Consider the following 17,141-nt stretch of genomic DNA (forward strand, 5'->3'; position numbering starts at 1 on the left):
GACGATCCGCCCCCTGACGGTCAGCTCCACCGAGCGTGCCAAGCGGCCATCGCAGAACACCATCAGGCGGTAGTCGGTCTGCTGTCTGTCCATTTTCACTTGCCACTTGTTCTCTGCTGCCTGCTTCAAGAAGAAGGCAGCGACCTGCTCTGGATCAGATTCGAGCTCAGCGTCGAAGACCACCGCCAGGAAGGTGACCTTCTGCAGCATCTGGACATCAGTCGGAGGGAATCCAGAAGGCAGCACGAACGTCCTGGCAGCCCCTCGCAACTCTGCTTCCGTTGGCTTCCCATTCCAATCTCCGCCTCCTATCGAACGGCCCATTGAGAGGTAGGTCGCACCTATCAGGACAGCCACCGCCACGTACAGCAGCGACCGGAAAAACGATTTGGTCTTTACCATCCACTTCCCCAACTGCCGTCTCTTTCCGAGATCGGAGATGACTCTGTTTTCCCTTACTTTTCCGCAGATAGAATCTTGCAGTTTGTCAGCGCAAGAATCGCGAAGAACGCCACCGTCATGCCAATGAGCTCAAACTGAATTGAGTCCGGATGACGCTTGCAGGCTTCAAACGCAGGAACGTCCTCCGCATGATCAAGGCACTCTCTGACAAGACGGTAGAGCGACGACGCCCTACTGTAGAAATAGACCAAGGCGCCGACACTTGTAGCCCTCGCCGTCAAAAGAAAGATCTTTACAAACTTGGCATTATTCACATTTTTCTTCCAGATACTGATTGATGTTTCTTCCATAGCTGGTGGTCGCAGCTTCCATGAATGCAGCCTATTGTCACCGCGATTGGGGTCTCATCTGGTCCATCCCGCTTGCATCGGCAGCTTTCGTCTTTCCGAAAAATCGAGGTAGACCGAAAGTGCAGACCGACAAGTCAGCCCCTGCTTCTGAGCGTTGCATGCGTTGTCAGAACCAACATCTCGAACAGTGCGTAGATTGCCCCCAGTGTCGCCAGATAGCTCCATCCGCTTCCGACGTTTGGACCACAGTATTCCCCGGTAAGGCAGTTGAAGAGATGTCGCAGGATCTGCAGCTCACTCCAGAGGGCTGCGCTGGTCACAACCAGCATCGATAAAAAGATCGCTCGATTCCCAGTCGCCTTGGCTCCGTTTCATTGCAAGCCTCCGCAGCTCCAGCCATGAACGGAGCGCGAGAATACCTACTGCGCCAAGACCCACGAATCCCAGCAGATGGATGAGAGCGCTCAATAGCGAATTGCTCATTTTCTCTCCATGCAGTTGATGCAGCAGCATGGGCCGCATCTGGGGTCATCATGTGGAGGGCCTGATGAGGTCACTGCTGGTTGCAGAAGGCGATCCAACCGGCGATTAGCCGCAGGGCATTGATATGGCTCTCGAAGCCATGTGGATGCACGCACCGCTCCTTGCCCGGAATGTTGCCGTGACTACCGCCCATACCGGCTTCGACCATATCAGTCCGAATCCACTGTCAACGATTCCCTTGTCGTCGAGAGCTTCCGAGTGAGCGCCGCCTGTACAGAATGACGGCTGCCGTCACTCCGAATATCGCCGTGCCAAGACCCACCACTTCCCTTGCCCCGAAGACTTCGCCTGACAGAAGTCTGCCAATAGTCACCACAAGGAAGTTCACCGGGAGCATCACAAGAAGCGCGATGCCAAGCCAGAAAAGCACTTTCATAATGTTTGCTTTCCACAATCGCAGAGGCGAAGCAGGGTCCGTCACGTTGTCCTTTACCCTCTGGTGGCTTCGTCCGCGTCTGACGACTTTGCACTTCCTGTAGCATATTTCGGATTCCTTTAGTCAAGCGAATGGAGCTTCATGCTCGCTTTTATTCCTTGTGTTGCCGGATCTGGAGTCGCTTTCGCCTGAGCCGTGGGTTCAGGAGGAAGTGGATAGTAATCTGGAGTTCACACAGTTGAACAGAGCGATGTGTGCAGTCGCGATGTCGTATCCGTCGCCGAGGCGCAGATCGCGATCACGGTTTTCCATATGCGTTCCGCAGTAGCGCACTACTTCAGAACAACGACCCCTGAGGCGAATCCACCTTCGGCGGCAGCGGCTTCTGGAAGCGGCTGCAATCCAGTTTCGGCCAGTGGCTGTTCTGGGCGTCGAAGCCCAGGCGCTTGCGCGCCAGCTTGAAGCGGTTGTTCAACAGATCCGCATAGACCCCCTGACCCCGCATGCGCGTGCCGAAGCGGCTGTCATAGTCCTTGCCACCGCGCAGCTGCTGGATGGTGCTCATCACGTGCGCGGCGCGATCCGGATGGTGGGCGTCCAGCCAGTCGCGGAACAGCGGTGCAACCTCCAGAGGCAGGCGCAGAAGCACATAGCCGGCAGTACGCGCACCCGCCTCGTGCGCCGCTTCGAGCACGCTTTCCAGTTCACTGTCGTTGATCCACGGAATCACCGGCGCGACCATCACGCCAACCGGAATGCCCGCCTCATGCAGACGCTTCATCGCGCGCAGGCGAGCGTGCGGTGCAGAGGCGCGCGGCTCGAGCTTCGCCGACAGGCGTGGATCCAGCGAGGTCACCGAGAAATGCACGCTGACCAGGTTCTCCGCCGCCAGTGGTGCGAGCAGGTCGATATCGCGCTCGACCAGCGCGTTCTTGGTGATCAGCGAGAACGGATGCTTCGTCTCCAGCATCACCTCGATCAACTGACGGGTCAGCTTGAACTTGCGCTCGATCGGCTGGTACGCATCGGTGTTGATGCCGAGCGCGATCGGTTGCGGGACGTAGCCTGGCCGGGACAGCTCCTTGCGCAGCAGCTGCGGCGCATTGGTCTTGGCAAACAGCTTGGTCTCGAAATCCAGGCCCGGCGACAGGTTCAGATAGGCATGCGACGGGCGCGCGAAGCAGTAGGAACAACCGTGCTCACAGCCACGATACGGATTGACCGACTGGCTGAAGCCTACGTCCGGGGACGTATTGCGGCTGATGATGCTGCGCGCGGTTTCAGCGCGTACCTCGGTGCGCAGGCGGGGGGCCGCGAACTCGTCGCTTTCATCCACGTCCCAGCCGTCGTCCACCGCCTCGCTGACGGTGCTCTCGAAGCGCCCGGCAAGGTGGGAGGTGGACCCTCGGCCTTTGATCGCGATACCCATGTGGGTAGCCTACGCCGCTGCCGTCTCAGCGGCTGCGACAACAGTATTGGCCCCGCCGGGCAGGGTCCGGCGCTACCTCAGAGCAGCGCCAGATAGCCCCGAACGGTCGCATCCAGCCCGTCATACAGGGCCTCGCCGATCAGCGCATGCCCGATCGAGACCTCCAGCACCTCCGGCACGTTCGCCAGGAAGTCACGCAGGTTGTCCTGCGACAGGTCATGGCCGGCATTCACGCCAAGCCCCACGGCCTGCGCGCGGCGCGCGGCCCTGGCGAACAACGCCAGCATCGCTGCGGCGTCGCCTGCGGCGTGCGCTTCGGCATAGGGTCCGGTGTACAGCTCGATGCGATCGGCGCCGACCTCGGCCGCCTGTTCCAGCAGCGGGTTGCCGGCATCGACGAACAGGCTGACCCGGCAGCCCATCGCCTTCAGCTCGGCCACCAGCGGACGCAGGCGCTCGCCGTCGCGCTCGAAGTCGAAACCGTGGTCGGAGGTGATCTGGCCATCGCCGTCCGGCACCAGGGTGGCCTGCGCCGGACGCGTCTGCGCGCACAGCGGCAGCAGCCCCGGGTAGCCGTCGCGTGGCGGTGCGAAGGGATTGCCTTCGATGTTGAATTCGACGCCACGGACGCGGGTCAGCGTGGACAGCGCCATTACGTCCTCGGCGGTGATATGACGTCGATCGGGTCGCGGATGCACGGTGATGCCATGGGCGCCGGCATCCAGGCAGGCCTGAGCGGCACGCACCACATCGGGTTCGGCACCACCGCGCGAATTGCGCAGGACGGCGATCTTGTTGACGTTGACACTGAGCTGGGTCATCGAACGGTACTACTTGGGAAGAGGGGACGGATCGTGTTCGTCGCGGTGATCCGCGCCACGGGCCTCGGCCTGCTCACGCAGGCGGCGCAGCTCGTCGGCATCGATCAGGGTTGAGGGATCACTCTGCAGATCACCGAACCGGGCCACGTAGCGGCCACGCACCCAGGCCAGCAGGAAGGCGAGGGCCGCCAGCAGCGCCAGCGCCATCAGCCCCGGGCTTGGGGTTTTCAGCGCGAAGGCGAAACAGCCCAGCGCCGGCAGCAGGTACAACCAGTACATAGTCAGGCTCCCCGGATGATCGCCGCAGTGTAGCGCCGCCTTACAGCAGCGGCGAGGCCAGGCGCGCGAAGGCCTCGGGCAGGCGTTGCAGCCACAGCGAGCGGGCCGCGGCCTGGTCGTGCACGCGGGTAGCGCGCTCGAACTCGGCCTCCAGCAGGCCCGCCAGGGCGGCCACCCGCTCGCGGTCGCTGATCATCATCGACAGTTCGAAGTTCAGGCGGAAACTGCGATGGTCGAAGTTGGCGCTGCCGACGATGCAGACGTCGTCGTCGGCGATGAAGGCCTTGGTGTGCAGCATGCGGGGGCCGTACTCGTAGATCTTCACCCCGGCGTGCAGCAGCTCGTCGAAGTAGGACCGTGCGGCCTGGGTCACGAACCAGGAATCGCTCATCTTCGGCACCAGCAGGCGCACGTCCAGTCCCCCCAGCGCGGCCGAGGTCAGCGCCATCCGCGCGGCTTCGCCCGGCACGAAGTAGGGCGTGACCAGCCACACGCGCTCCTGCGCTTCCTGGATGGCCGCCACGTGGAGCCGGTGGATGGTCTCCCAGCCCGAGTCCGGGCCGGACACCAGCACCTGTGCGTTGATCGAGCCTTCGCCGCGGAGCGGCATGTCCGCCGGCCACATCCGCGCGATGTCGAAATGCGAGTGGTCCTGACCGCTGGCGTAGAGCCAGTCCTCGGCAAACACCAGTTGCAGGCTGCGGACCACGTGACCGCGGATGCGCATGTGCAGGTCGCGATAGGCGTTGGCGTTGCGGCTCTCATCCTCGTCATCGGTGATGTTGATGCCGCCGGTGAAGGCGAGGCGGCCATCGACGATCACCAGCTTGCGGTGGGTGCGCAGGTTCAGCCACGGTCGCTTGAAGGGCTTCAGCAGCTGGCGGGGATGGAACCAGACCGCTTCACCGCCGGCGTCGAGCAGCGGCTGCAGGAAGCGTCGCGGCACCGCGGACGAGCCCACTGCATCGAGCAGCAGCCGCACCTGCACGCCGGCGCGGGCACGTTCGACCAGGGCATCACGCAGTGCGGTTCCGGCATGGTCGGGATTGAAGATGTAGTACTCCAGATGCACGTGGTCACGCGCCTGCGCCACCGCTTCCAGCAGCGCGGCATAGGTCGCCGCGCCATCGACCAGCCAGGTCACTTCGGTGGCACTGCTCGGCGCCAGTCCGGTGGTGGCCTGTGCGATCTTGGCCAGCTCGGTGCAATCGGCATCGGGCGGGCAGACGTCGCTGTAATGCTCCATCCCCGATCGCGCGCGGCCACGACGCAGGCGCTGCCGCTTCACCTTCTGCGGACCGAGCAGGTAATAGATGAAAAGGCCGAGGTAGGGCAGCAGGGCCAGCGACAGGATCCAGCTCAGCGTGGCTACCGGTTCGCGCTTCTGCAGCATGATCCAGCCCGCCAGCGCGAGCAGGTACAGCAGGTAGGCCACGGCCAGGATCGAACCCAGGTGGGCAATGCCATCAAGCCAGTGGCGGAGGGAGTCGAAGAGGGCGAGCATGCGCCGATCATAGCGGGCGCGTGAAGTCAGAGGGGGTCAGATCCCTTTTCCGCAGGGAAAGGGATCTGACCCCGTCGGGCTTCGCAGGCACAAAAAAAGACGCCCCTGTCTCCAGGGGCGTCTGCAGTCGCGTCATGACTGTTGTGTTGCGGTATTGCGTTTACTGCTGTACGAAGCCGATCTTCTTCATCTGAGCATTCTTCGCGGCAGCCAGAACCTTGGCCATCACGTCGTACTCGGAATCCGGGCTTGCATCGATCCGCAGTTCCGGCTGGTTGGTCGGGTCACGCTGGACCTCCTGTTCCATCCGCTGCTGCAGCTCGCTGGTGCTGATCGGGCTGTTGTTCCACGAGACCTGGTTGCTGGCGTCGATCTTCAGTTCGATCGGCGGCGGCGGTTCGACCAGCTGCGGCGGTGGGTTGAGCACGCGCTGCGGCAGGTCCACGGCGATCGGGTAGGTCATGATCGGCGCGGTCACGATGAAGATGATCAGCAGCACCAGCATCACGTCCACGAGGGGCGTGACGTTGATGTCGGCCATGGGGCCCTTGCCACCACCACTACTGAATGCCATGGCTTATTGCCCCTTTTCTTTGGTCGCGACGAAGCCGACGTCCAGCATGCCCTGCTCCTGCGCGACCTTGGTCAGGTCGTTGATGACGCGCATCTTGGTGGTGCGGTCACCACGCAGGTTCAGCGGCGGCTGCGGGGTCTGCTGGGCGGCGGTCGCCAAGCGCGACTCGAGCGTCTGCTTGGTGATTTCTTCGTCGTTCCAGTAGATCGAGCCGTCTTCCTTGACTGCCAGGGTGATCGGACCGGAGCGCTTTTCGGCGTCATCCGGATTCTGGATCAGGTTGGCTTCCGGCAGATCCACCTTGACCTTGTGGGACATCAGGGGCGCCGTGATGATGAAGATGATCAGCAGCACCAGCATCACGTCCACGAGGGGCGTAACGTTGATGTCGGCCATGGGGCCGCCGCTGTTACCACTACTGAAAGCCATAACGGGCTCCGTCTAGATCTTGATGACTACTTGCTTCGTCGCGGGTGGAAGCGCGCCGCAATCAGCGGACGCGCGAACCGGTGGCGAAGAAGTCGTGCAGGTCGTGCGCGAAGGTATCGAACTTGCTGATGGTCGCGCTGTTGATCTTGCTGAAGAAGTTGAAGGCGAACACGGCCGGGATCGCGACGAACAGACCGATCGCGGTCATGATCAGCGCTTCACCCACCGGACCGGCAACGGCGTCGATCGAAGCGGAGCCGGTGGCACCGATCTTGATCAGCGCGCCGTAGATGCCCCACACGGTACCCAGCAGACCGACGAACGGTGCGGTCGCGCCGACGGTGGCCAGCAGGGTCATGCCCGACTGCAGCTTGTTGCTTTCGCGGGTGACGGCCTGACGCAGGGCGCGGTCGACGAATTCCGAACGGCTCAGGTTCTCACCCAGCCCACCGGTACCGCCGCCTTCAGCGCGCTGGTGGTGGGCAGCTGCCTGGGCAGCGTCCAGGGCGATCTTCGAGAACGGCTCCGAAGCCGGCTGCTCTTCCATCGCACGGATGGCGTCCTGTGCGTTCGGGGTGTCCCAGAACAGGCTGACGACGCGATCGGCAGCGCTCTTCAGGCGGGTGGCGCGGAAGATGTTGATGACGGTCCAGTACCAGGACATGGCCGACATGATCACCAGGGTCAGCAGCACGACCCAGGAAACAGCGAAATCCCCCGGCTTGGTGGTCATTTCGTGGATCAGGTGCTCGAAGCCCATCTGCGACAGGGCGTTGGACGGATTGCCCCCGGCAGCAGCGGCGATGAAAATTTCCTGCAGCATGACGCTTACCTTTGTTGTGTGTGGTGATAAAGGGTGTAGCTAAGCTAAACAATCGAACCGGAGCGGGGGTGGCCCGAAGCCACCCGAACGCATCAGTTCAGCGCAAAGTTGACCGGGACGCGAACGCGACCTGCCGTCTTCTTACCGCCAGATTCAGCGGCGTTGAAGCGCCACTTGCGTGCTGCTTCCATCGCAGCACGGTCCAGGTCGCGGTTACGGCTGGACTTTTCCACCGTGACATTGGTGACGTTGCCGCTGGCATCGACATCAATGATCAGGATCACTTCACCCTGGATACCAGCGCGGAATGCTGCCGGCGGATAACGCGGGGGATTCATCGCCTTGGACGAGATGTCCACGCTGGCCTCGATCGACGCCGGCGGGCTTGGCGGCGACGGCGGGGTCGGCGGAGTGACGATATCGTTCGGACGCGGTTCCGGCACGTCCACGACCGGCGCCTGCGGCGGCGGCGGGACCGGCGACGGCTTCGGCGGCGACAGATTCTTCACCGGCGGCGGCGGAGTATCTGTCGGCGGCGGCGGCGGCGGCGGCGGGGGCGGCGGCGGCGGTGCGTCGACGATGGTCACCATCACATTGCGTTCCTTCTCCGCAGCGGCCTTGGGAGCCACGGCAGGGATCAGAAGCATCATGAAGGCGGCCAGATGCAGGGCGATTACAAACGCGATGCCGACGATGCGAGGCCAGCTCAGCCCCTTGTCATCGGGTTGTTCGTACCGGTGAACGACTAGTTGTTCCGTCATGCGCCAAGAGCTCAATAGTGGGGCCGGGATGCCGGGGGCGGAATCCCTGATCAGCGGTGCATGACACCGCAGGAACCTCCAAGCTTATACCAATCCTGAGCGCCTGCGCATCAACTGAGCAGGCGTTCAGGCGTTATTCCTACTTACTTCAGGTTGATGATTTTCTTGGCATCAGCCTGGTTCTTCACGCCCTTCGCCAGCGCCTGCTGGGCGGCCTGCTTGGCCTCGGGGACGCGACCTTCGGCATGCAGGACGCGTGCCAGGTTCAGGTAGGTCTCACCGTCCTTGGACAGCGGGGCGGCCTTCTGCCACGCATCGATCGCCTGCGGCACCTGGTCGGAGTAGTAGTAGGACTGGGCCAGCGCCAGGTAGACCTGGTAATCCGGCTTCAGGATGCCCTTCTGCAACCCTTCGTTGATGACCGCGATGACGTCCTTTTCCTTGTTCTCGGTGTTGGCATAGATCGAGTACAGCTGCTTGTACTCGCGCTCTTCGGTGAGCTGGCCGCTGCTGCGCAGCTTGTCCATCACCGCGGCGGCCTTGGGCATCTGGTCGGCCTGCATGTACATGTTGGCCAGGTTCAGCTGCGCCTTCTTGTCGTTCGGGTTCTTCGCCGCCAGGGCCTCGGCGGCCTGCACGGCTTCACCGGTCTGGCCGGCCTCGGACAGGGCCGCCATCAGCAGCTGGTTCCAGCTGTCCTTCGGCTCGGTGGAGCCGGCGATGGCCTGCTTCAGCACCGGGATCGCTTCCTGGTAGCGCTCCAGCTGGTACAGCGCCTGGCCCTTGGCGATCAGCTCGTCCGGCTTGGTCGACTTGCTCTCGGCGAAGTACTTGTCCAGGGTGGCCAGGCCTTCGGCGGTCTGGTCTTCCTGCAGCTGCAGCTGGCCCAGCATCAGCATCGACTGGAAGTGGCCGTTGTTGTCCAGGCCGTTGAACTGCAGCACCTGCTTCAGGTAGGCGATGGCGGCGGCGACATCGTCGGTCTGGTAGGCGGCCTGCGAAGCCAGCTGCGCGGCCAGCGACTTGTCGTACTCGTTCGCGGCGCTGTCAGCCAGGATCGCGTCGGCCTGGGTGCGGGTCTCCGGGAACTTTTCCTTGTTGTAGCTGTCTACCAGTTTCTGCAGCTTGCCACCCATCTTGGCCGAGGACTTGGCCGCCGGCTCCTGGCGGGTCGCATTGGGGTACAGCGGTTCGGCCTTGGCCTGCTTGCTGCTGCCGCCGCGGTTGCCACGGTCGGAGGAACGCGAGGACTGCGCGAGCGCATCGGTGACCACGGCGCCGGTCAGGGCGGTCGCGACGAGGACGGAAAGCACAGCTTTGTGTTTACGGAAAATCATCGTTCACCTCGATCGAACCGCCGGATAGCGGCAAAGTCGGACTGTCAGAAAAATCTGAGCCGCCAAACGTATCAGAAACAGATGGCGTGAGAAATCGTTTTATGTGCTGCAATACAGCATGAAACTGCGCACTCATCCGCACTTTGGTCGCAGTCCGGCCGCCTGCGCCTGCTGGTAGACCGGCATCAGGGCAGGGGAATCACGTCGCAGCTCCTGGATCCGGTTGGCCGGATCGGGGTGGGTGGACAGCCATTGCGGGCTGCGTCCGCCGCTGGCGGCCATCATGTTCTGCCACAGGTCCACCGCCTGCGCCGGGTTGAAACCGGCCTGCGCCATCAGCCGCTGGCCGATCACGTCCGCCTCGCTTTCCTGGGTCCGCGAGCCCGGCAGCAGGAACGCCGTCTGTGCCCCCATGCCGCCAAGCTGGTTGACCGTGCTGGCCGCGCCTTCGCCATAGGCAGCGCCGGCCAGTGCGCCGAGTACCGCCAGGCCGGTCTGCGCGCCCATCTGCCGGGTGATGCGCTCCTCGTGGTGGCGGGCGATGACATGGCCGATCTCGTGGCCGATCACGGCCGCCAGCTGGTCCTGGTTCCTGGCTACGGTGAAGATGCCGGTGTTCACGCCCACCTTGCCGCCAGGCAGGGCGAAAGCGTTGGGTTCCTTGTCGACGAACACGGCGGTTTCCCACCGTACGCCACGGTATTGTGGAGGCAGCTGGGCGACCAGCGCGTTGACCACGCACTGCACGTAGCCGTTCTGCCGGCCGTCCGTGCTGATCTTTTCCTTCTGCTTCGTCTCGGCGAACGCCTGCGCGCCGAGCTGGTCAAGCTGTGCCTGCGAGACGCCACCGATCATCTGCCGCCGTCCGGTCGGCGATGTGGTGGTCGCGCAGGCGCTGACCAGGGTGGTGATGACAAGGGCCAGCAGCAGTTGTTTCATGGGTCCACCCCCGTGTTCATGAGCGCAGTGTGTATCGTCGCTGCTTAATCTTTCGTCAAGCGGACAGCCGTTACGTCGCGCCGAAGAACACCAGCGCCACCAGTGCCACGGCATTGTTCAGGGCATGTGCGGCGATGGCCGCCCAGAGCGTTCCGGTACGGCGGTACAGCCAGCAGAATGCAGCGCCCATGCCGCCGTAGACCAGCCACAGCTGGGCGATCTCGGCCGGGCCGTTGGCGCTGGTGCCGGGAATTTCATGGATCAGGGCGAAGGCAAGGCTGCTCAGTATCATGCCCAGCAAGGGGCGACCGGCCTGCCACAAGCGCCCGAACAGGACGCGCCGGAACAGCAGTTCCTCGTAGGCCGGCGCCAGCACCACCGCGAACAGCATCAGGAACAGCGGAAAGCGCGCGACCGCGTTCTGCATCAGTTCCACGTTGGTCGGCACCGGTTCGATGCCGAACTGCCGAGACAGGAAGGCGATGCCGTTGCTGCCCACTACGATCAACGTGGCCACCAGCAGCGTCCAGCCCCAGGTGGAGGGCCGGCGCAGCGCGTCACGCGACGCCTGGCGTTCGGCCGCATTGGCCGGTCGTCGCCAGAAATACAGCAGCAGGGCCGCGCCGCCGGTAGCGAACAGCGCCATCAGGATCTGCGCCAGGGCCCCCGGCTGACCCAGTGCTTCGGTCAGGGTGCCGGGATCGGGTGCGGCGCCGTTGGCCTTCGCGTTTGCGTAGCCGACCATCATTCCGCGGTACAGGCCCCAGAACAGGCCACTGATCAGGCTCAGGCCGAACAGGGTGACGGCGGCGATGCCCAGATCGATGAAGAATCCCGCCAGCGGCGAAGCGGCGCGGGGGGCGGCGGTCGCCGGCGGAACCGGCGGCGGTGCGGAAACCGGAGCGGAAGCGGACATCAGATACCTGCGATCAAGGGGCAAGGGCCGGCGCGCCTCCCCGCGCACCGGCCACGTCCCGATTGTGTCAGATATCCAGGTTGGCGACCTTCAGTGCGTTGTCTTCGATGAAGTCGCGACGCGGCTCGACGACATCGCCCATCAGGGTGCTGAAGATCTGATCGGCGGCCACGGCGTCTTCGATGCGTACCTGCAGCAGGCGGCGGGTATCCGGATTCACGGTGGTATCCCACAGCTGTTCCGGATTCATTTCACCCAGGCCCTTGAAGCGCTGGATCTGGCGACCGCGCTTGGCTTCATCCAGCAACCAGTTCTGCGCCTTCACGAACGAATCGACCTCGATCGACTTGGCACCGCGGGTGATGGTCGCCCCCTCGCGTACCAGGCCATGCAGCAGCTTGGCTGCCTGGTGGATCGCGCGCAGTTCGCCGGTTTCCAGGGCCGAAAGCGGCAGCACCTGGATGTGCTCTTCGCCCATGTGACGTCGGGTCACCAGCACGGCCGCGGGGCGCTGTTCATTGGCCTCCTGCAGTTCCAGGCTGAAACGCGGGCTGCCCAGGCTGCCCTGGTTCAGGCGCCTGGCCAGCGCGTCCAGGCCTTCGCCTTGTCCGGCATTGCGCAGGGTGTCCAGTTCCAGCGGCATGAAGTCGACCAGCGCTTCGAGCAGGTTGCGATCATAGCGATGCGCATTGCGTTCGATCGCGTCCTGCGCGGAGGCGTAGGCCAGCAGCAGCTTCTCCAGGGCAACGCCCTCGATGCCGGGCTCGCCGGCGGCCGGCACCAGCGACGCGTTTTCCACCGCGCTGCTGGCCAGATAGCTGTCCAGCGCCGGATCATCCTTCAGGTACAGCTCCTGCTTGCCCTGTTTGATCTTGTACAGCGGCGGCAGGCCGATGTAGACGTAGCCGCGCTCGATCAGCTCCGGCATCTGACGGTAGAAGAACGTCAGCAGCAGCGTGCGGATATGGGCGCCGTCGACGTCGGCGTCGGTCATGATGATGATCTTGTGATAGCGCAGCTTGTCCGGGTTGTACTCATCACGGCCGATGCCGGTACCGAGCGCGGTGATCAGCGTACCGACCTGGTCGGACGACAGCATGCGGTCGAAGCGCGCACGTTCCACGTTGAGGATCTTGCCGCGCAGCGGCAGTACCGCCTGGTTCTTGCGGTTGCGACCCTGCTTGGCCGAACCACCTGCCGAGTCACCCTCGACGATGAACAGCTCGGACAGCGCCGGATCCTTCTCCTGGCAGTCGGCCAGCTTGCCCGGCAGGCCGGCGATATCCAACGCGCCCTTGCGGCGCGTCAGGTCACGGGCCTTGCGGGCCGCTTCGCGCGCGCGCGCGGCATCGACGATCTTGCCGGCAATCGCCTTCGCTTCGTTCGGATTCTCCTGCAGGAATTCTTCCAGACGCTGGCCGAAGGCACTTTCCACGGCCGGACGCACGTCCGAGCTGACCAGCTTTTCCTTGGTCTGGCTGGAGAAGCTGGGATCGGGCACCTTCACCGACAGCACCGCGATCATGCCCTCTCGCATGTCATCGCCGGTCAGGTTGATCTTTGCCTGCTTGGCGATGCCGTTCTGCTCGATGTAGTTGTTGAGCACACGGGTCAACGCACCGCGGAAACCGGCCAGATGGGTGCCGCCGTCCTTCTGCGGAATATTGTTGGTGAAGCAGTACATCGTTTCCTGGTAGGAATCGGTCCACTGCAGCGCCACTTCCACGGTGATGCCGTTGGATTCGCCGCTGACCGCGATGACGTTCGGATGCAGCGGCGTCTTCAGCTGGGCCAGATGCTCGACGAAACTGCGGATGCCGCCTTCATAGTGGAAGTCGTCGCGCCGGCCATCGCCGCGTTCGTCCGCCAGCACGATCTTGACGCCGGAGTTCAGGAACGACAGTTCACGCAGGCGACGGGCCAGGATGTCGTAGTGGAATTCGACGTTGTCGTGGAACGCGACGGTCGACGGCCAGAAGCGCACGGTCGTGCCGCGCTTGGTGGTGCTTTCCAGCTTGGCCAGCGGGCTGACGGCAGCGCCGTTGCTGAATTCCTGCTGGTAATGGAAGCCGCCCTGGAATACGTCCACCAGCAGCTTCTGCGACAGCGCATTGACCACGCTGACACCCACACCATGCAGACCGCCGGAAACCTTGTAGCTGTTGTCGTCGAACTTGCCACCGGCGTGCAGGACCGTCATCACCACTTCGGCTGCCGAGACTTCGCGGCCCAGCTTGGCGCTCATCTGCTCATGCTTGCCGACCGGAATACCACGACCGTTGTCGGAGACCGACACCGAACCGTCGGCGTGGATCGTCACCGCGACATGGTCAGCATGACCGGCCAGCGCCTCATCGATGGAGTTGTCGACCACCTCGAACACCATGTGGTGCAGGCCGGTACCGTCATGGACGTCGCCGATGTACATACCGGGACGCTTGCGGACAGCCTCCAGGCCTTCCAGGGCGGTGATGCTGTTGGCGTCGTAGTTGCCATTGTTTACCGGGGTGTTCTGTTCGTCGCTCATTGCGCTTGCCGTAGGCTCCGCAGGTCGGGCACCACAGGAAGCGGTGCGCCGAGAATGAAAGGATTGCAACCCGAATTATACCAGCCGGGGTCGAGCGGCCCTGTTGTACGCACTATGGCACAGCCACGATCTGTCCATGTTCCACGTGGAACCGGGTAATGTCGGTCAGCGCCTGCAGCGCGGCCGGCGTTTCGGTTGCCGTGACGAAGATCTGCGCCGGGCCGGCAAGCAGGCGCTCCAGCACCCGCGCCTGGTGGGTGCGATCCAGTTCGGAGGCCAGATCGTCCAGAGCAATGACCGGCCATTCCCCGCGCTGTTCCGCATAGTCTTCGGCCTGGGCCAGCAGACACGCCAAGGCCGTAAGTTTGGCCTGGCCGCGCGACAGCGCGTCCCGCCCTGGAATATGGCTGAAGTCCACGCTCCAGTCCGCCCGATGGGGCCCAACGGATGTATAGCCCGCCTGCCGGTCCCGCTCGCGTGCCAACAGCAGTGCATCGGCCAGCGGCAGTTCGTGGCGGCGCCATCCCGGACTCAGGTCCAGCGCCTGGATACCCAGCTGGGGGGCAAGACTGGCCGCCAGCGCGATGGTGCGCTCCTGCAGCCGCTCCAGATAACGCTGACGTCGGCTGGTCAACGGTTCGCCGGCCTCTGCCAGTTCGTAATCCCACGTATCGAGCATCCTTGCTGGCCCTCCCTGTTTGAGCAGGGCATTGCGCTGCTTGAGCGCCCGTGAGTAGCGGCGCCACAGGGACAGAAAATCCGGTTCCACGTGGAACAATCCCCAATCGAGGAAACGGCGACGGGGCTCACCACCACCGCTGACCAGAGCATGGCTGCCCGGCTCGAACGTCACCACCGCCAGTGCAGCACATAGATTGCCGAGCTGGCTGACATCTTCACCATCCAGACGTCCCTTCCAGTCCTGTCCAGTATGGCGGAGACCGGCCTTGCGGCGGTGTGGCGATGACTGGGCGCGCTGTTCCTCCCATTCCACAAAGATGTCCAGCGCATCCTGGCCCTGGCGGACCAGGCCGTCGCGCACCCGACCACGGAAGCTGCGCCCGTAAGCCATCAGATGCAACGCCTCCAGCACACTGGTCTTGCCGGCCCCGTTATCGCCCGTCAGCAGATTCAATCCCGGTTGTGGCGACAGCTCCACCACGCCGAAGCGGCGCAGATGGTGCAGGACGAGGCGACGGATCTGCATGGGGTGCGAAGGACCATCCGCACGAAGCGGTAGAGGGGCAGGGAATCCATCAGCTTACTGCATCGGTCAAGTCCGCCGTTGGCGTCAGGCTATCGCTCTGCAGACCATGGCGCGGTTGCGAACGTGTCCTGACCGGCTTACGGACGACGGCCCGCAAAAAACCTGCCGCATTTCCTTGAAATCTGCGCACCAACGCCCGTGGCGGTTCCACAGATTTCAAGAATTTCAAGCCAGCGGTTTCACGCTATGCACAGCGGCCCGGTATTACTTATACACAAGGTATGGGCAATCTGTGGATAAAAAAGCCGCTTTGGCCCTGCCTGAAATCTATCCACAGGTTCCCCCCCAGCCCCAGGCGCCGATATGCAGGGGGTTTCAGTACATTAAAAACCAATAAAATCAACGAGATGACCCTGTTTTCCACGAAATCTGGCTCTACCATCACCACCAGGCTTTAGATTTATACCCAGATTTAGAAGCTAGGAAGGGCAGACAGCGCCTGCAACGACGTCTGTGGATAGTCGCGTCAGCAACAGGAGCAACTACGCGGATCCGGGCAGGCAGAACAGCTATAGGGATCTGCCACACCGGGGACTGGCCCCTTGCAGCACGATGGAGAAACGGGATGCTCCACGTGGAACCCCCCCAAAAAAAACCGCCCGGAACGTTCCGGGCGTCTTCTGGTTCCACGTGGAACAGCGCAACCGTCAGAGACGCAGCGGCATCACCACATGGCGGGACTTCTCGCTGCTGGACTCGCGCACCAGCGCCGACGAATTGGAGTCGCGCAGCTGGATGATGACCTCTTCGTCGCGCAATGCGGACAGGGCGTCCAGCAGGTAATTCACATTGAAGCCGATGGCCAGATCGCTGACGGTGGTATCGGCTTCGATCTCTTCCTGCGCTTCTTCCTGTTCCGGGTTATGCGCGCTGATCTTCAGGTTGCCCGGCGAAACTTCCACGCGGATTCCGCGGTACTTCTCGTTGGACAGGATGGCCGCACGCTGCAGCGAGGCACGCAGTGCCTCACGGTCGACCTTCACCTCGCGGTCGGCACCAATCGGAATCACGGCTTCATAGTCCGGGAAACGACCATCAATCAGCTTCGAGGTGAACGTGACATCGTCCCGCTTAACGCGCACGTGGCTACGGCCTACCTCCAGCTCGATCTCCCGGTCGCCGCTCTCCAGAAGGCGCTGCAGCTCGGTCACGCCCTTGCGCGGCACGATGATCTGTCGCTTGGAGCCGCTGGGCTTGGCCAGATCCGTTTCACACAGGGCGAGGCGGTGTCCGTCGGTGGCCACCGTACGCAGCGCATCGCCACGCAGGTCGAACAGCAGGCCGTTGAGGTAGTAGCGCACGTCCTGCTGGGCCATCGCGAACGCAGTGCGTTCAATCAGCTCCTTCAAGGTCGCTTCGCCGATCGCCACGCGCTCGGTGGCTTCCACCTCGTCTACCGACGGGAAGTCGTTGGACGGCAGCGTTGCCAGGGTGAAGCGGCTGCGACCCGCCTGCACGGTGATCTTGTCACCGGTCTGCGAGACGGTGATCCGGCTGCCATCGGGCAGGGCGCGGATAATCTCGAACAGCTTGCGCGCCGGAATGGTGGTTTCGCCGTCCTGGGCATCTTCAACCGCGATCCGCGACACCATCTCCACTTCCAGGTCGGTACCGGTCAGCGAAAGCTGGCCGTTCTGCACCTGGACCAGGAAATTGGCCAGAACCGGAAGGGTCTGGCGGCGTTCGACCACGTTGACGACCTGTGCCAACGGCTTGAGAAAGGCTTCGCGCTGCAGTGTGAAACGCATGTGGTTCCGTGCCCCTATGCTTTAAAAAATGTGGAATAAATCAAAAGCTTGGTGGTGCTGGTAGAGACAGAATCGCTGGAAAACAACGTTAAGTCTTTGTAATAAAAAGGATTTCT

16 protein-coding genes and 1 pseudogene are annotated in these 17,141 nt (G+C 63.1%); all 17 read right to left on the reverse strand.

All coding sequences use genetic code 11. The annotated features are described in order from the left end of the window. Positions 1-210, reverse strand: a pseudogene (locus AC5P5M_RS17570) (hypothetical protein); the annotation flags it as partial. Between the two features lie 245 nt (positions 211-455). After that, on the reverse strand, positions 456-716 hold the full coding sequence (locus AC5P5M_RS17575) for a hypothetical protein (protein WP_414487598.1): 261 nt from the start codon (positions 714-716) through the stop codon (positions 456-458). Positions 717-1,046: 330 nt separating this feature from the next. Continuing rightward, positions 1,047-1,265 (reverse strand): hypothetical protein, encoded by a 219-nt coding sequence (locus tag AC5P5M_RS17580; protein WP_414487599.1) that lies wholly within the window; start codon positions 1,263-1,265, stop codon positions 1,047-1,049. 743 nt (positions 1,266-2,008) lie between these two features. Further along, positions 2,009-3,100: a PA0069 family radical SAM protein gene (locus tag AC5P5M_RS17585; RefSeq protein WP_180876224.1), complete on the reverse strand. Its 1,092-nt coding sequence runs from the start codon at positions 3,098-3,100 to the stop codon at positions 2,009-2,011. A gap of 77 nt (positions 3,101-3,177) precedes the next feature. Next, entirely contained in the window at positions 3,178-3,921 is a 744-nt protein-coding gene (locus AC5P5M_RS17590; protein WP_495206208.1) for a pyridoxine 5'-phosphate synthase, read from the reverse strand. A 9-nt stretch (positions 3,922-3,930) separates the two neighbouring features. Beyond that, a complete protein-coding gene (locus AC5P5M_RS17595) occupies positions 3,931-4,200 on the reverse strand; it encodes a hypothetical protein (protein WP_312555501.1) in 270 nt (89 codons plus the stop codon). A gap of 40 nt (positions 4,201-4,240) precedes the next feature. Further along, positions 4,241-5,704, reverse strand: a complete 1,464-nt coding sequence (cls, locus tag AC5P5M_RS17600) for a cardiolipin synthase (RefSeq protein WP_065182132.1) — start codon at positions 5,702-5,704, stop codon at positions 4,241-4,243. A 160-nt stretch (positions 5,705-5,864) separates the two neighbouring features. Continuing rightward, the gene (locus tag AC5P5M_RS17605) at positions 5,865-6,278 is read right to left on the reverse strand and encodes an ExbD/TolR family protein (protein WP_053517211.1); all 414 of its coding nucleotides are present in this window, start codon (positions 6,276-6,278) and stop codon (positions 5,865-5,867) included. Positions 6,279-6,281: 3 nt separating this feature from the next. Next, entirely contained in the window at positions 6,282-6,707 is a 426-nt protein-coding gene (locus tag AC5P5M_RS17610) for an ExbD/TolR family protein (RefSeq protein WP_053517212.1), read from the reverse strand. Between the two features lie 61 nt (positions 6,708-6,768). Beyond that, on the reverse strand, positions 6,769-7,530 hold the full coding sequence (gene exbB, locus AC5P5M_RS17615) for a TonB-system energizer ExbB (protein ID WP_053517213.1): 762 nt from the start codon (positions 7,528-7,530) through the stop codon (positions 6,769-6,771). A gap of 92 nt (positions 7,531-7,622) precedes the next feature. Then, the gene (locus AC5P5M_RS17620; protein WP_053517215.1) at positions 7,623-8,291 is read right to left on the reverse strand and encodes an energy transducer TonB; all 669 of its coding nucleotides are present in this window, start codon (positions 8,289-8,291) and stop codon (positions 7,623-7,625) included. A 143-nt stretch (positions 8,292-8,434) separates the two neighbouring features. Further along, positions 8,435-9,628: a tetratricopeptide repeat protein gene (locus AC5P5M_RS17625; protein ID WP_053517216.1), complete on the reverse strand. Its 1,194-nt coding sequence runs from the start codon at positions 9,626-9,628 to the stop codon at positions 8,435-8,437. Positions 9,629-9,760: 132 nt separating this feature from the next. After that, positions 9,761-10,567: a M48 family metallopeptidase gene (locus tag AC5P5M_RS17630; RefSeq protein WP_053517217.1), complete on the reverse strand. Its 807-nt coding sequence runs from the start codon at positions 10,565-10,567 to the stop codon at positions 9,761-9,763. A gap of 70 nt (positions 10,568-10,637) precedes the next feature. After that, a complete protein-coding gene (locus AC5P5M_RS17635) occupies positions 10,638-11,483 on the reverse strand; it encodes a CPBP family intramembrane glutamic endopeptidase (protein ID WP_461289124.1) in 846 nt (281 codons plus the stop codon). 67 nt (positions 11,484-11,550) lie between these two features. Continuing rightward, positions 11,551-14,010 (reverse strand): DNA topoisomerase (ATP-hydrolyzing) subunit B, encoded by a 2,460-nt coding sequence (gene gyrB / locus AC5P5M_RS17640; protein WP_065174070.1) that lies wholly within the window; start codon positions 14,008-14,010, stop codon positions 11,551-11,553. Positions 14,011-14,122: 112 nt separating this feature from the next. After that, entirely contained in the window at positions 14,123-15,217 is a 1,095-nt protein-coding gene (recF, locus tag AC5P5M_RS17645) for a DNA replication/repair protein RecF (protein WP_461289125.1), read from the reverse strand. A 707-nt stretch (positions 15,218-15,924) separates the two neighbouring features. Then, the gene (dnaN, locus tag AC5P5M_RS17650; RefSeq protein WP_005411731.1) at positions 15,925-17,025 is read right to left on the reverse strand and encodes a DNA polymerase III subunit beta; all 1,101 of its coding nucleotides are present in this window, start codon (positions 17,023-17,025) and stop codon (positions 15,925-15,927) included. Between the last annotated feature and the right edge of the window lie 116 nt (positions 17,026-17,141).

It is taken from the genome of Stenotrophomonas sp. YJH_SMC_106-19 (genome assembly GCF_059368375.1).